Below are 15,733 nucleotides of genomic sequence, written 5' to 3'. Positions count from 1 at the left end.
GAGTTCCTATAAACAGGGTAAAACAAAAACTTGGGGAACTAAAGCCAAAGTGTCTATGTTTACATAGCCACTTTGGCTTTTTTAATTACTGTCCCGAACGGATAATGTAATCAAAGGCAGATAGCGATGCCTTGGCACCTTCACCTGTAGCAATGATGATTTGCTTGTACGGCACGGTAGTACAGTCACCGGCAGCAAACACACCCTTGACATTGGTTTCATTGCGCTCGTTAATCACGATCTCGCCACGATTGGTCAGTTCAACAGCTGTTTCTTTCAGGAAGTCCGTGTTTGGCAACAAACCGATCTGTACAAAAATTCCCGCCAGTTCAATCGTATGTTCTTCATCCGTTGCACGGTCCTTGTATTTCAGTGCAGTGACCTGTGAACCATCACCGACTACTTCAGTCGACAGCGCATTCTTGATCACGGTGGTATTTGGCAAGCTGTTAAGCTTGTCTTGAAGCACCTGATCGGCACGCAATTTGGTGTCAAACTCCACCAAAGTTACATGCTCTACAATCCCGGCCAGGTCAATCGCCGCTTCCACACCAGAGTTACCTCCACCAATCACCGCAACGCGTTTGCCTTTAAACAGTGGACCATCACAGTGCGGACAGTATGCTACACCACGGGTTTTGTATTCCTGCTCACCCGGAACATTCATCTCTCTCCAGCGTGCACCGGTTGAAAGAATGATGGTTTTCGACTCTAACTTCGCCCCATTTTCCAGAGTAACTTCAACTAAACCGTTGGCTGTTTCATCCGCACCTTTAATGTTAGCAACACGTTGCAGGTTCATGATGTCCACACCGTACTCACGTACATGCGCTTCCATCTCGGCGGCAAACTTCGGACCCTGGGTTTTCTGTACTGACGTATAGTTTTCAATATCCATGGTATCCATGACCTGACCGCCCATGCGCTCTGCCACAATTCCGGTTTTAATGCCTTTACGCGCGGCATAAATCGCTGCGGTGTTGCCTGCAGGACCGCCACCAATCACCAGTACATCAAAGGCGTCTTTGGCATTTAACTTTGCGGCGTCTTTGGCTGCAGAATTGCTGTCCAGTTTGGCAATGATCTCTTCCAGCGTCATACGGCCCTGACCGATGTGGGCGTTGTCCTGGAACACCATTGGTACCGCCATGATCTTGCGCTGTTCCACTTCATCCTGGAAAAATGCCCCGTCAATCATGGTGGCCGTGGTGCCCGGGTTATAGATGGCGATCAGGTTGAGGGCTTGCACCACGTCCGGACAGTTATGGCAGCTGAGCGAGACAAACACTTCAAAATCAGCTGTTAAATTTAAACCCTTGATCTGTGCCAGGACTTCATCCGACACTTTCGGGGCATAACCCGACACCTGTAACAAGGCCAGAATGAGGGAAGTAAATTCATGTCCCATCGGCAAGCCGGCAAAGAAGATACGCGGTTCTTCCCCTGCTTTTGCAATACCGAAGCTAGGTGCACGGCTATTTGTACCGTCGAAGCGTGCAGTGACTAAATCAGATAAGGCTGCAACTTCAGTCACCAGTTCTTTAATCTTGTCAGACTTATCTGAAGCATCCAAAGTCGCGACCAGTTCAATCGGGCCTTCCAGACGTTCCAATAAAGTTTTTAATTGAGCTGAAGTATTTTGGTCTAACATGGCTAACATCTCCAAGGGAGTAAATGCTTATTTAATAAAGCTATAGTAAGGTAAATATTTAAATAGGTAAAACAGTTTGTTTTTATAATTACAATCGGAATATTAAATTAAATAAGTTTTACCCTGTTTTGGTGTATCCCGCCCTTCAGCATTGCCTGAATCATCTCACTGAAAAAGGCATCAAAAAATAATAAAAGCCCATTTCAGGGCTTTTGAAATGCATCATTTAAGCTGCATACGCTGCTCAACTCTGAAGATCCGCCTTTTTAAATGCTGCGACAGCAGCAGTAGAATTGCACTTAAAATTCCGAACAGTATGGCAGCAGCAATAATCAAAATTTGTACCACTGAACTCATTTGCTCTGCCTGAGCTACCTGTCTGGAAACAATCTTTGCCATTGGCGTTAAACTCTGACCATAAAGCTGGTGTTGCATGGTCCAGAGCTGTTCAGGTTTAAAACCATATTCAAAAAAATCAGGATCTGTTTTTTCCGCTTTCACTAAAGCTAGAACTTGTGGAATAGCCGCATCCTTATCTATCGGTTGATGTAGTAATGCTGTCTGGGCCAGCAGATAAGCTTTGACTGGCTCATCGACTTCGCTACGCTGTAAATATTGTGCCAGCTCGCTTTGCTGAATATTTTTCTCATAGTGAATCGCTTCCCTATAGGCATCATTCTCTTTATTATTTAAATCATATTGCAGATAGGTCAGACCTGACCACAGCATAATAAAAGCAATGATCCAGCCCACAAACTTCAAAATAAAAGACTGAAAACGGACATAGAAAAAGCGGATTTTTTTTAGAAAATGAATGACAAAAAATGCGCCCATAAAAGAAACAAACAGCTTTAGAATCAGCCAGCCAAACCATGACAACAGGTTGCTAAAATAATCACGATGCTGACCAAGTTCAGTAAGGTTTGCATCTACACTGAGCGGTATATGCAATTGTTTCAGTTCCGTCGTAATACCGAAAAAACTATAGACAAAATCATGCTGTAGAAAAAAAGCCACCACTGAAGCAAGGAAAATGGTGCTGCTGGTGATCGCCCATAACATCACATTGCGTTGACGCTTCTTCAGCATCACCACACCATTTTCGATCTGTTGCGAATTCACAGCATATTCATCCAAGGGAGGCAAACGCTTTCTCCTAAAGTGCTGGCAATGAACTTAAACGAATAGTTAAGATTTATTCATTCCACTGTTACTCGATTCTATCACCAGATGATTCAGATTTTCCTGCAAGGCACGTAAACGCGTTGTCGCTTCAGCACGTTTCTGCATCCCCTCTTTTTGTACCTGAATCACGTCATTCACTGTTTTAATGAGGGTATTCTGCACATGTTCAAGCGTTTCGATATCAATCACTGAACGCTGGTTGGCTTTGGCCGTAGCCACCGAATTTTGATGCAGCAAGTCGGAATTACGGCGTAACAGGTCATTGGTGGCATCATCTATACTATTCGCCAGCTGGACACTGTTTTTCTGTTCATGCAGGGAAATAGCCAAGCTGATCTGGTTTTTCCATGCCGGTAAGGTAATGTTTTTAATGGCATAAAACTTATCGACAAGCATCAGGTTATTGGACTGGATAATCCGGATCATCGGCAAGGTTTGCATGGCAGACTGCTGCAAAATCTGTAAATCACTGACCCGTTTTTCCAGATTATTGGCCAGATGATTTAGATCATAGATCTTTTGCACCGTAGGCTGATCTTGGGCTTGGGCCGTTAAATGTGCAATTTGCTGTTGAATTTCCTGCTCTTTTAATTTCCCCGCTGCCATATAGATACCCAGCTGTCGGTATTCCTCCTGCACACCCTGAAACATTTTATCCAAAGTGTCCACACGGGTTTTCAAGCCCGACTGGGACGTTTCAATTTCTTTGACCAGTGCATCAATCTGTTCTTTGGTGCTATTAAAATGCTGATCAAAGCTCTGCTTGGCCCCTTTCATTTTACTGATCAGGCCACCCAAAAAACCCGTACTTTGTTTCTTGTTCAAAATACTGCTGCTATTGAGCTGCTGGGCAACCTGCACTACCTGATTCAGTTTTTGACCGGTCGTATCCAGGTCTTTATTTTGTACCAGATTCAGCAGTTCGTCGGTATAACCCGAGGTTTTTGTCGCAATATTTTTCCCATATTCCGCCACTGCATTATGGCTCATTTCAGCCAGTTCTTTATGTGCATTCATCACTTCATTAAAGTCTGAATCCTGCAAACCCATTTCCTGTAAATTCAATTGCTGAAACTGTTGCTGTACAAGATCCTGAGAGGCGTCAGCGGGTAAATCTTTGTGTTCTAAATCGGTCATGCTTCACCTGAAAATTAGGGTCTGATTAATGTATAGGTTTCTCGAGTGATTTTCTTAAAGTATGAATTAACTTCTCTCTGCTATGCTCCAGCTTGTCCAGTTCAATGCCCGAACTGTTCTGATTGCTTTGTTTAACATGATATTGCCAGGCAGGAATCAGTATCTGCTGCGCCTCTTTAAAACGGTCCAGCAAAGTAAAAGAAAGCTGCTGCGATAATTGCATCTGTGTAATTGCAATATCATTACTGGCTTGCAAAGTTTGTAATGAATTGATTTTTTTCGATAACCTTTCAGCAAAATTATCCAGCGGATGTATATTCCTGACGAAATTTGGATATTCCTGTAAAAATTCCTGCGCTGCCCGAATGTATTTTGTCATTTGCTCACGATGCCCGAGTAACTGCTGAAAACGTGCCTGGGACTTTTGTATTTCAATCTGCAATTTTTGACTTAATTGATTGGCCCGATGAAGCAATTGGTCCAGGTTTTTATAATACTCGACCTGCCCGGAACCATATTCCAGATCAACCCCCAGCCACTTTTGCAAGGCATTAAACTTGCGGCGGGTCAGATATTTTTTTGAATCGGCCAATGCCTGAATCAGCTGTTCTATGGTGCTGCTTAATTGCTGGGTCAGATGTGGATCAACCCCGTTTAATAGCACCGACTGAGCCTGAATGACTGAATCGGCATAATGATTCAGACGATATTGATCCTGCAGCAAAGGGACCAAATCATTCTGCTGAATAGACAGCAGTTCAGCCCGATTCACTTCAATGTCGGCTAAGGCAAAAAGCATATCTATCTGAGACATAATATTGGAAACTCAACAAAATCATTTTTATAGTACGACTTCTGTATAAAAGATCATGTAGTGTTTTGCAATTTTTCCGTACCTCCATCAGAGATGTGGCTAAAAGCTAAAATAGGGTTCGGCAATCCGTCGGAAAAACAATCTGCTCTGTCCTCATAATAAATTGATTATTCAAATATTTATAAAATAAAAGACTTATTCAGGTCATTTTTAGCGCGTGTTTTTATCGGATTATCCAAGATTTGATGGTTGAATTCTTTATTCTATGCTTCAGCGAATACAGGAGTATTCGACAGCAATGAGAAAATTCAAATAAAAAATCGATTTCATGGAGCTGAATCGGAGAATAATGATATGAAAAACAAAAATCTTTTCCTCAAATGGAGTGTAAATGCGTTATTTGCAGCAATCGCATTCACATCCCTGAATAGCCATGCCACGACATCTGGAATGCCTGCCCCGGCGAATAGCCAACAGGTATTTTTTGTGGGCAATAACTGGGATGGAACGGTAACCGTCATTCGTCCATCGGGTGATTTTGGTAAAATCGGTGTGATCAACATGGTTCCTGATCGCAAAGAGCGTTTGACGGAAATCCACCTCAATCCAATTAAACTGATTGCCTATACTTACATTCAGTCCACCGCTGGAGAAGGTCATGATCAGCTGGTGGATGACATGTATTCCACACCAGATGGCAAATCTGTGGTGGCATCACGCCCAAGTTTTGCCGATGTGGTGTCGATTAATATTGCGACGGGTAAAATCAACTGGCGTACACCTGTAGAAGGCTTCCGTTCCGATCATATGGCAGTTTCTCCTGATGGTCAGCGCTTAGCGGTATCGGCATCTTCAGGTAATGTGGTTCAGGTGCTGGAATCAATACCGGTAAAGAATTGGGACGCTTTGCAACTGGCGACAAACCGCATGAAAATATTTTCTTTAACGGTGGCACAAAAATTCTAAACTCAGCCATTGGTAATGTGGAAACATCTATGGATGCCGCATGGCAAGATTTCACCAAGGGGAAGCGACTCCTCACCATTGCCGATGCCAATACTTTTAAAGTCCTCAAGACCATCGATTTCCGTCCGGTGCTGGATGCAGTTGGCCGTAAAGATCTGTCCAATGCGGTACGTCCGATTGTCCTGAGTAATGATGAAAGTAAAATTTATGCCCAGATTTCATTTTTTAATGGCTTGATCGAATATGACCTGAATCAGAATAAAGTTACTCGAATTGGTCAACTCCCAGGTAGCTCGACTATTCCGTCTGACCGGACCAAATATGTAAATGACTCGCGTCATCATGGATTATCAATTAGTGCTGATGGTGAAAAACTATGTGTCGCCGGAACCATGGATGACTATGCAACCATTGTCAACCGCTCAACCCTGAAAGCCGGAAAGCTGATTGCTGCAGGCAAGCCTTATTGGGCAACACAAAGTCCAGATGGTAAAAGCTGTGTAATTTCTGAAAGTGCGGCTGATGTGGTTACCGTGATTGATTTCGCAACGGGTGAAAAAGTACTGAGTGTTCCTGTTGGAAATCACCCACAACGGGTTCGTATCGGTTATGCACCTGCGGGCTGGTCTACCCCTTAACTGTTTAATTTATAAATCGTACAGGCCTGATCTTAAGATTGGGTCTGTTTTCATTTAAATGCATGAATAGGATTTCCAGCATGGATCGCAGCACAAAATTTGGTCTTATCATTGGTTTTATTGTGACCTTGTCCCTTATCATCGTAGTTTATATATTTAAACCGCTTTCCTCTCCACCGGTAGATACAGCAAAAGCAAAACCCACTCCAGCTGTAGCCACACCTACTGTTGAAAAAAAAGTGCTATCTACCACACCAGTTCAAGCAAATACAGTTCCGCTATCCAATCAGGCAGAATTACTTCAACAACGTGACAAACTGTATAAAGATTTTTCAGCAATGAGCGACGCATTGAGTCATGGACAGCAGCCCGATTTACGTCAGGTGAGCCAAATGTTGGAACAGCAAAAACAGCTGGTCAGAACAGGCACGGTTGCTGCGGATGAAGCTATTTCATATTGCCAGTTTTTAAGGCAGATTTTACCGGCAATGGAACGTCAGATTGACCAAAATATTATAGAGTTAGAACAGCTTAAGCGTAGTGCTATACAAAAAGTACAGTCGTGATAATCAATAACGTTAATGAACTTCTTTCATCAGCACCTTTTATTTCTTCCTATGAAGGGAAAAAAATAAAGACGATTTATCAGGTATGAAAAAATTTAATATAGTCTGAAACATTAAAATATGTTGCCTTATCTATTTCACCCAATATTAATAAATAGTGTGCTCGTCCAATCATTTTTGCAGCTCAGGTGTCAATCCTCTCAATTTTTGACAAAATTTTTCAAAGGCTTTGCTAAATAGATGATCATTTACAACTTTCGCACATTTAGCAAAGGAAAGCCCAAGACCCTACAATCCAATTTATTCTAAACTTGAGGGAACTACCAATCCCAATACATCAAGATTTTCACCTTTGATATTTTGATCTAATTACTTTCTCAGCCAATGTGCTTACAATGCATTTTTCATTCTTATTAAGTTCTAAAAATTGATTATCTAAAGCATGATAAAAAATGAAAACCGCCTTAACCAATCTCTTTCAAACAATCCCGACACACCTTGATTTCTTTGTCATCAACCGTGTAGTCAACTTCAGTAGCACCATGCAGGCCAAATAAACACATTAAGAATTGGAGCATAATTTTTTCCAAAAAAAAGTCCCATGCGAGGGATGCATAGGACCAAAACCAGAGAAACTACAGCGTTTCAATTTGTTGGCGCATTCTAAATATGTATTTTAAATATATGAATATCAAAAACTACCAAAATTTATAAAAGATCTCTGTACACGACAAATTTCACAGAACCCTTATCCTATCAGGCTTCTGTCTTCTTAAAATTGCCAGAATTTCCTTAAACTCTTCTTTTTTCCCAAAACCACTTAAACGCTGAATCGCCATTTGAACATAGTCTAAACCATAGCGAAATAAACTCATTGAGAGTCGTCCATGCTTCTTTATTTTTATCGCTTTTTTTTGATCATGTTGCCATTCACCCGTTAAGTAGCACCAACAGAAGCTTATAGCTAAAACCGCAATCAATTTTTTCACTCGTCTAGGGTCTGTCAAGCGCGTATTTTCAAGATTAAAGCCGCGTCCCTTGAGACAACTGAATAAGGTTTCAATTTCCCAGCGTAATGCATAATCCTGAATAGCATTGGCATTAAACTGAGGAGAAACGACGAGTAAAAGCTCTCCATTTTCTAACTGTAGTGCACTTATATATAGTTTCACCCGACCAACCAAAATCCGTCGTTTACGACATTCAATTTGACCAACTTGAAGATGGCGAAATAAATCACTGATTTTATGATTCTTTCCTAAATGATTGGTGACAATAAAGTTTTTTTAACACGAATGCAGAAGTTGATGTCTTGTTCAATTAACCATGTAAACCACTGCTCACCGATAAACTCTCTATCTGCGAACACATTCACCATACGGTCTTTACCAAAAATGGATATAAAGCGTTGAATCAAAGCAATACGCTCTTTCGTATCTGAATTTCCACGTTTATTCAGTAATGTCCAAACGATAGGTATCGCTATTCCACGATAAACGATCGCAAGCATCAGGATATTAATATTTCGTTTTCCCCATTTCCAATTGGTTCTATCTAGAGTCAGTTGCACTTTGTCGAATGAAAACATATTGAAAATCAACTGAGAAATTTGACGATAATCAAAATACTGACCTGCAAAGAAGCGCTGCATACGTCGATAAAATGATTGTGGTAAGCACTTGATGGGCAAGGCTTTAGATGCAGAAGAAAGATTACATGTTTGCTTTAAAATGATCACAAGCATGATGAGCGCAAAGCACTTTAAATGTGACTTGTTCCATTTTAGATATTTGTTTAAGATAAGATATAACTCATTGAGATGTGTCATAGTATTCGTCGTTAGAAAACAATTATTATGTCATTATTTCAATGAGTTATCTATTTTTGTCGTGTACAGAGGGATTATTTATAACGTGCCCATTTTTGATTAAGTCCAAAAGAACTAGTCGTGGTTGTGGTAGTTTTACCTGGAGATACATTGGTATTAGTTTGCGGGATGGTATATACAGAACCAGCGCCAAGACTATTTCCAGTTACATTTTTATTGACACCTTGAGAGGAAATATTTCCAATCATTCCAGCACCATTCTTACATGTTGTTAAATGTGAGCCTCGCACGACATCTCGAGCAAGTATGTCTCCGTAGATAATAGAGCATGTACCTGCATCTACAAAGCCATTAGACATAAAAGCAACGTAACCTAAGTCAAGTTTTGGCACATCCTGCCCATCAATATTTACATATAACCATTCACTTGGATCATCAGGATTACGATTCATAGAATATGAAAACTCGGAAGAAGTTTTGCATAAATTAATTGGTATCAAAAACTTATTTGATAAAGTGGCAGGTGTTGTGCTACTCGGTGTGAATGCACCACCACTCACGGTTTGAATTGATCTGTCACAAATAATCTCTGGATTTCCATTACGTACCACATTATAAGGCGAATATAATATTGGTGAAGTAGCGGAGAAGGTGATATCTCCTTCAGCTAAGATTGTATTAGTGTAAACAGCTGTTGTAGGAGTACCAACAGGTCCTGAAATATCGACCCTACCATCAAAATAGAAGATACCAGGTGCAAAAGTCGCATTAACAATTGTCGAGTTAGCACTACCTGTTCTAAGTTCCCAAATATTAGTTGCTGTGTGGTCATAATCTTGAGCAGTAATACCAATACGGTTTGAACCTACACGGGGGAAGAAACTAATAATTTCACTGCTACAGGTTTTAGAGCTTACCTTATGACATAAAGCACCGCTAGGATTAAAACCAGGGTAATTATAGTCTGCAAGATATACACCTTTACCATCTTCTAATTTAATAGGAGTTGTGGTTCCTGCTTGAATAATTTGTTGTTCATACTTACCCGAACTATTTTGACCATATATGTAAATATCACCATTTGCAGGATTTTTCAGATGGTTCAGAAAAACGCGATTAAAGCCTTGTCCTGATGTACCCGTAGGTGTCTGAAAAATGTAGTTTGCATCAAGCTTATATTTAGTGACATCAACTAATGTTTTAAAATCTAGGTTCGGAGCAATATGTTGTCTAATAGCGTTTGGATCAACTGGATAATTTGCCACTGAAGGTCTTGGAATGAATTGACTTGGTAAAGGAGATGTTGTCAGATTTTTCTTTATTGTGCCTGTATATCCAGTACCTGTAACATCTCCTGTAGTATGAATATCGTGTGCTCTAGCAGGCATTACAGGTATACTAACATCCCCATGAGCATAAATTGTACCTTTTACTTCAGAACTAAGTGAACCTACGCGTACAGTGTCATTACCCGTACTTGTTTTATAATCACCTCGAGCATAAACATCGCCGTTGATAACACCATTTGTATGCATCCAAACATAGCCTAATGCTCTCACACTACTTGCTGAAGAGTCTGTATTCACTTCTACGTTTCGGTTTGAAGAGATATGACCTACGTGAGATCTATCAAAAATGGTTACATTGCCAACCGCTTGAATATCCTGAGCGGTAGACTGTAAGCTAATTTTTACATCGCCTAATGAATAAATGTTTTTAGCGTTAATATGAGTTTGTAGGGTAACATTCCCTTCAGCATAAATATTACCTAAATTTGTATAAGCACTCACAATGTCATCGCTAATATGGACATTACCTTTAGCATTAATGTCTACATTATGAAATTGGCTACAACCTGCTTTCAGATCACTACAAACGATTCGTACATCTCCATCGACATTAAAAGTCAGACTAGAAATATTTTCTAATGTAAAATCTGTGTCGATTTCTAGTTTACCATCAATATTTAAGACAACTGCTGATGGCGATGGTCCTTCGGCTCTGATGGTTCCACCATGGAAATACGTATCGCCTCCAAGGCTTGCTTTGATTGTCGGCTCAGTCACGGTCACAGTATTATTGACGATATTTAACTCGTAAACGACCGTAATAATTGTTCCTGCTTTTGCTTTAGAGTTATTTGCATAAATGTCAGCTGTTACAGAACAGGCTGCAGTTGCAGTTTCACAGCCTGTGACAATAATATTTTTAGCTTTGACTGTATTGCCATTTGATGTTGTTAATGTTTTTTCATAACCATGCGCTTTCAAGGTATCTAAGCCCTCAAACGTACTTCCTCCAGTTTGTACCAAAAACTCTCTAAAAGCACTTACACCAGACCATCCTAAAATTTGTGCATTGGTTTGTGCATGGGCAGCCGTTGCTGCTTCTTTTTTTGTCATTAAAGCTCGTGCAACAGAAGCCGTAATTAACATGACTGTGATTCCAATGAGCAATACTAAAAGAATCGTTGCCATGCCTTGTTGTTTTTTAAATGTTTGCATTGCTCATCCTCACATTCAAGTTAATTGGCGTTAAATATTGTTTAAGCAAATCAAGGATTGAATTTGCTTTTCGTTAATATGTTGCCCTTGTGCTGTCACAGTCACAGTCTTAGTTCCTGAAGGGTTACTATTACTGATACCATAAGGGGTGCATTTTTGTGGACTCGTTAAACTTTGCACACTAAAGCTAAAAATGGGTGGTGTTGTTGCACTAATCTCTTTATTTTTAATGGTGATAAGTGGGCTTTTAGTTGTATTTAAATTTGTCCATGCAATACTATTTAACGAGGTAGTGGTACCACAGTTCACAGTGTTTTCGAGTAAAAATAATTTATACTCTTTATTGGTAACATCATTTTCAAAAGTTAAAGCTTGGCATTTAATGACCGTAGGTATTGCAAGATCAGGTGTAAAACGTAAGTACAGCTTATTGTCATCGACTAAAATATCTGCAGCATTGCCTGAACCATAACCTGCATTCTGAATGACTTTTTGTAGGACAAGCATACCGAGTTGCACTTGGGTATCATATTCTGCATCTAAAGATGACTCTAAACTGACTTTAGAAATCTGTTTAAAGGTCATCAGCATCATGATCATGCAGAGCATAGCAACCACTAATCCTATAAGTAGCTCTAGCATGGTAAAACCATTCTTTTTCATGCTTATCTCCCAACTACATAACATGATGGATCGGGGGTATCTGTGATACAACTATCTAAAACATTAGCTTTTTCACTAGCAACCAAAATAGGCATTTCCACAGCCCAATCTGTGCTCATTTTTTGAGAGAAACACTTGAAATGATAGACTGTATTCCCGACGGATTTATCTGTTATAGAGACACGCCCACATAAATTAGTAACATTAGTTTGAGTCTGAGCAGCTTGTAATCTATTTTGCATCTCATTGACCACAATAAATCCGATGTTCATTTCTTTTTGAGTCGTCAACATACTTTTGATCGCAGCGCCACTCCCCAAAATAATAATGGCAAAAAGAACCAAGGCGATTAATGATTCCATTAAGGTGAAACCACGTTGATTAGCGAATGACGATAGTGGCTGATTCATTATTCTTTCCTATAGTCAACGTTGGGTTTGAGGAAGCCAAACAACCTGTAACTGGAACGACTACACCAATTGAGTTAAATGAAATACATGTAATTTGTTGGGGAGAGTTCGGATCCTCTTTAATGGTAATGCGATTAGAAATTGGCATCACTTGAACTGCAGTGGTTGACGGTGTACATGCACCTCGGACCACTTTAAGGATATTTTTTGTCCCATCACTCTCTAAACATGCTGAAGCTGCTGCATCAGTGAGAGGGGTGTTATTGGTATTACGAAGCGCGAGGGCTTTCGCTTGAGAAATAGCATTTTGAATACTCGAAGTCGCATTATTAACTTGGCTTTGGTCGACCCATGCACTTGTGAGCGAACTTCCGATAAATAAAACAATTGTCATCACGGTGATGGTGAGCATCAGTTCAATAAGTGTAAATCCCTGCTGCGGATTTAGTCGCTGTGTTCGCTTCATATTATTTAATCCATGTAGAGCCATGACCACATCCTGGGCCACTTTGTACACCTGCATTTGTTAAAGTAAGTGTACAGCCACTGACTTTTGTACTCGTTTCGCCCGTTGCAGTTAATGTATAGGTCGATTTATCAGATAAATAGGTATATTTGAAGTCTGATGAACTAGGATTCCATGAGCTAAATTTTGCTTTTGTCGCTGCAGTTGTTGTTGTTGCTGGTGTTGCCTCAGGATAACTAAGCGTTCTTTGGTACATATTTTCAGCAGAAAGAGATAATGCAATCAGATTAGATTGAGCTTCTTTAATTTTGGCGCGAGTGACATAATTTTGATAACTTGGTAAAGCAATTGCTGCCAAAATAGCCATAATGACCACAACGATCATAAGTTCAATTAATGTAAATCCATTTATTTTTTTCATGTATACCCCAAATTTAAAACGCTATCTAGCTTCTACTAGTAATGAATGGAAGATTAAAATACTTAGCTAAGTCCAACAACTCGAATATGACAAAGTGTGTTAATTTTACGATAAAATGTAAAATAAAACATGCTATATAACCCCAGTTACGGATAAGCCAAAGATTTAATCACATGAATTTTAGGCTTATTCTTTTGGCAAAGTTGATACGCACATAGTGAAGAAAATACGCCTGCTAAAAAACCAGCAATCGAACGATGTTTACTCGTAACTAAGTGATATTTTTCTTTCAATAATCCTATCAATGTTTCAATTTTTTTACGTTGTCGTAGATGAAATTCATCAGAAAATGGCAATAAGGTCACTCTCATATTTTTTCTTGGATAAGTAATTAAATCAATGCCTTGCTCTTTAAGTGTTTCTTTCAATGGTTGGCTAATGTAGCCTCTATCACCATAGACCGTTGCTGATAAGCCATTCACTAAATCCTCAACTTTTTTAAGATCAGCAATATGTCCGTTTGATAAATCTGAATTTACAATTTCACCCTCTTGATTCATCAGCAAGTGTAATTTGCAACCATAAAACCAGCCCATCGTACTTTTACCACGAGAAGCAATCTCATCTAAAGCATGATGACCTTTAGGGATTCTTTTATTTTTACAAACAGGTAAAGGTTTTGAATCAATCCATAAATATGAGCTTTCATCTTTTTGGCTCAACGCATAAAGCAAAGCATGAATAGCAAGTTGGTGCTGATTGATGAGGGTAATCAGGTTTTTATAACAAGGCAAGTCTTTAAAGAGTTTGCTTTCAAACTGACAAAGCAAGTTAAAAAACATCTTAAAATTATGTACTTGAGATGTTTTATAGTAGATGGAGATAGCCACAATTTCTGATAAAGATAGCGTTGCTTGTCTGATACGTTGACGTTTGTTTTCTTGCTTGAGAAATTGCCAATAGATGGGTTCAAATTTTTTGAAAAAATCATCAACAATACAAAAAATTTCTGTAAAATCGTACATGGTAGTTAGAGCTTTTAGGTTGTGTCGTAACTTTCTAAATGGCTCTAACTACCTTTTTTTCAAGGGCTTTTCTTATCCGTAATTCGGGTTATATTAGAACGCAACTTATGCAGTTAGGCTGTACAGATGAAGAATCTCCAATTACATTTACTGACCGATATAAATATACAGAATCTAAAGATTACATAACACTAACTACCATCAGAATTTATAAGAGAGATATGGGCAAACAAAAAACTATATGTGATCATATAAATCTAAAAAAAATCATCTATACCTCACTACATCAATTTCAATTCAAGTGTACATAACAGAAAAGTATATTTTGTAGGACAAGTTATTTTATATGAACATTATGGTTACCTTCGTGCAGGCATTCAGTTAGTCGATAATCCCAATGAAATTATTATGTGGTTTGCCAACTCTCAATTAAAATTTAACAAGTCAAAATATCAATAGTAGTTGCTAATTTTCTACTTGATTTTTTCTTCCCTATACTAACAACCTCCAATTTTTTAAATTATAAAGAAAAAATTAGATCATCATCGCCTCTCTCCTGCAACAGCTTTGTTACACAAACCTATCATTAACGGCTTATTCAGCAATATAATTTCAAAATGAACAAGCCTACACCTAAAATTTATTGTTCAACGAATTGGTCCTCGTACAATCGCTCTTTAATCAATCTAGGAAACATTTCAATTTGGTTTGATCCATCTACTCAATGGTATGCACAACCACAAGGCAAACAAGGTCGAAATCAAACTCTGAAATTTAAATTCCACCTTCCACCCTTCTTCCAGTCACCTGATACCTGTAAATAAAATTCTTTATCGTGATTGCTATTACTGACCAGTTTGTAATTTACCCCACATTCCAAATTCGTACATTCAGCAGTAAATGTTTGATTTGTTGGTCGGGGATGAAAATCTGCCTGAGATAAGCAAATCGGACAGTGCGTAATATGGAGGTAATCATCATGCTGCTTTTTGATCGCTTTATAAATATGCTCAGTATTGGATGAGATACATACGGACTCTAAAGCACTTAATTGTTGAGGACTAAGCGCATTAACCAGTAGTATTTGCTCATCCTTATCTTCGACATAATGATGCAAACCAAGTTCATTTCTGACAGATTGCGGGATTCTACCAAGTGGCAAAGCTTTTGAATAAGATTGCAATATCGGTTTATACATCCACTCTAATAGAATAACGATCAATTTTTCTACAGCTTCAAAATTAAACGGATTCACCCAAACTAATCGATTGAATTGATTAGATGCTACTTCAGTACCTAATGCAAAAATCACTAGATTGGGCTGATGTTCTAACGTAAGCGTCCGCTGAATCCCATACCAATTTTTAATTCGATTTAGGTTTCCAGCAGTGTGGCAGTAACTCTTCAATCTGGGTCACTTTATGTGTCGGCAGCCTTTTCAGCACATCACTTAAATAGG

The 15,733-nt window shown here is 39.2% G+C and carries 14 protein-coding genes and 2 pseudogenes; 3 read left to right on the top strand and 13 right to left on the bottom strand.

All coding sequences use genetic code 11. The features are described from left to right. Positions 1 to 85 precede the first annotated feature (85 nt). The 4 genes from ahpF to FTU91_RS05835 all read right to left on the bottom strand — a co-directional run bounded on the left by ahpF (position 86) and on the right by FTU91_RS05835 (position 4,787). Positions 86 to 1,651 (bottom strand): alkyl hydroperoxide reductase subunit F, encoded by a 1,566-nt coding sequence (ahpF, locus tag FTU91_RS05850; protein ID WP_180081346.1) that lies wholly within the window; start codon positions 1,649 to 1,651, stop codon positions 86 to 88. Positions 1,652 to 1,873: 222 nt separating this feature from the next. Further along, positions 1,874 to 2,797 carry a hypothetical protein gene (locus FTU91_RS05845; RefSeq protein WP_180081344.1) on the bottom strand — a complete coding sequence of 308 codons (924 nt, stop codon included), beginning with the start codon at positions 2,795 to 2,797 and terminating at the stop codon, positions 1,874 to 1,876. A gap of 42 nt (positions 2,798 to 2,839) precedes the next feature. Next, positions 2,840 to 3,973 (bottom strand): toxic anion resistance protein, encoded by a 1,134-nt coding sequence (locus FTU91_RS05840; protein ID WP_180081342.1) that lies wholly within the window; start codon positions 3,971 to 3,973, stop codon positions 2,840 to 2,842. Between the two features lie 25 nt (positions 3,974 to 3,998). Beyond that, on the bottom strand, positions 3,999 to 4,787 hold the full coding sequence (locus FTU91_RS05835; protein WP_180081340.1) for a tellurium resistance protein: 789 nt from the start codon (positions 4,785 to 4,787) through the stop codon (positions 3,999 to 4,001). A 354-nt stretch (positions 4,788 to 5,141) separates the two neighbouring features. Here FTU91_RS05835 and FTU91_RS05830 point away from each other — a divergent pair. Both FTU91_RS05830 and FTU91_RS05825 read left to right on the top strand, forming a co-directional pair. Further along, positions 5,142 to 6,391 (top strand): annotated as a pseudogene (locus FTU91_RS05830) (YncE family protein). 80 nt (positions 6,392 to 6,471) lie between these two features. Continuing rightward, positions 6,472 to 6,957, top strand: coding sequence for a hypothetical protein (locus tag FTU91_RS05825; RefSeq protein ID WP_180081338.1), 486 nt, complete (start codon positions 6,472 to 6,474; stop codon positions 6,955 to 6,957). A gap of 737 nt (positions 6,958 to 7,694) precedes the next feature. Here the strand turns inward: FTU91_RS05825 and FTU91_RS05820 are convergent. From FTU91_RS05820 to FTU91_RS05790, 7 genes are all read right to left on the bottom strand, one after another. Continuing rightward, positions 7,695 to 8,785 (bottom strand): IS4 family transposase gene (locus tag FTU91_RS05820; protein WP_174894038.1). Its coding sequence is split into 2 segments (ribosomal slippage): positions 7,695 to 8,245 and positions 8,245 to 8,785, totalling 1,092 coding nucleotides; the frame shifts between segments, so codons are not numbered across the junction. A 74-nt stretch (positions 8,786 to 8,859) separates the two neighbouring features. Further along, positions 8,860 to 11,289, bottom strand: a complete 2,430-nt coding sequence (locus tag FTU91_RS05815) for a hypothetical protein (protein WP_180081336.1) — start codon at positions 11,287 to 11,289, stop codon at positions 8,860 to 8,862. A 30-nt stretch (positions 11,290 to 11,319) separates the two neighbouring features. Then, entirely contained in the window at positions 11,320 to 11,952 is a 633-nt protein-coding gene (locus tag FTU91_RS05810) for a PilW family protein (RefSeq protein ID WP_180081334.1), read from the bottom strand. Positions 11,953 to 11,954: 2 nt separating this feature from the next. Further along, positions 11,955 to 12,362 carry a prepilin-type N-terminal cleavage/methylation domain-containing protein gene (locus FTU91_RS05805; RefSeq protein WP_180081332.1) on the bottom strand — a complete coding sequence of 136 codons (408 nt, stop codon included), beginning with the start codon at positions 12,360 to 12,362 and terminating at the stop codon, positions 11,955 to 11,957. Continuing rightward, a complete protein-coding gene (locus tag FTU91_RS05800) occupies positions 12,334 to 12,852 on the bottom strand; it encodes a Tfp pilus assembly protein FimT/FimU (RefSeq protein ID WP_180081330.1) in 519 nt (172 codons plus the stop codon). The genes FTU91_RS05805 and FTU91_RS05800 overlap by 29 nt, the downstream gene beginning before the upstream one ends. Next, positions 12,830 to 13,249 (bottom strand): type IV pilin protein, encoded by a 420-nt coding sequence (locus FTU91_RS05795; protein ID WP_180081328.1) that lies wholly within the window; start codon positions 13,247 to 13,249, stop codon positions 12,830 to 12,832. Before FTU91_RS05795 ends, FTU91_RS05800 begins: the two co-directional genes overlap by 23 nt. Before the next feature lie 146 nt (positions 13,250 to 13,395). Further along, a complete protein-coding gene (locus FTU91_RS05790) occupies positions 13,396 to 14,274 on the bottom strand; it encodes an IS982-like element ISAba4 family transposase (RefSeq protein ID WP_180081326.1) in 879 nt (292 codons plus the stop codon). Positions 14,275 to 14,891: 617 nt separating this feature from the next. On the opposite strand from FTU91_RS05790, the pseudogene FTU91_RS05785 reads away from it, so the two are divergent. Next, a pseudogene (locus FTU91_RS05785) lies at positions 14,892 to 15,041 on the top strand (IS5/IS1182 family transposase); the annotation flags it as partial. On the opposite strand, the gene FTU91_RS05780 reads toward FTU91_RS05785, so the two are convergent. Together FTU91_RS05780 and FTU91_RS05775 are read right to left on the bottom strand one after the other, a co-directional pair. After that, positions 15,035 to 15,586 (bottom strand): hypothetical protein, encoded by a 552-nt coding sequence (locus tag FTU91_RS05780; RefSeq protein WP_180081324.1) that lies wholly within the window; start codon positions 15,584 to 15,586, stop codon positions 15,035 to 15,037. The pseudogene FTU91_RS05785 and the gene FTU91_RS05780 overlap by 7 nt on opposite strands. A gap of 52 nt (positions 15,587 to 15,638) precedes the next feature. After that, positions 15,639 to 15,733, bottom strand: a 95-nt coding sequence (locus FTU91_RS05775) for a transposase domain-containing protein (protein WP_046889966.1), incomplete at its 5' end; no start/stop codon positions are given.

The sequence above is a fragment of the Acinetobacter sp. YH12201 genome, from assembly GCF_013418145.1.
Classification (GTDB): Bacteria; Pseudomonadota; Gammaproteobacteria; order Pseudomonadales; family Moraxellaceae; genus Acinetobacter.
Note: the sequence above shows the minus strand (reverse complement) of the source record. Positions and strands in the feature narration are given on the sequence as shown.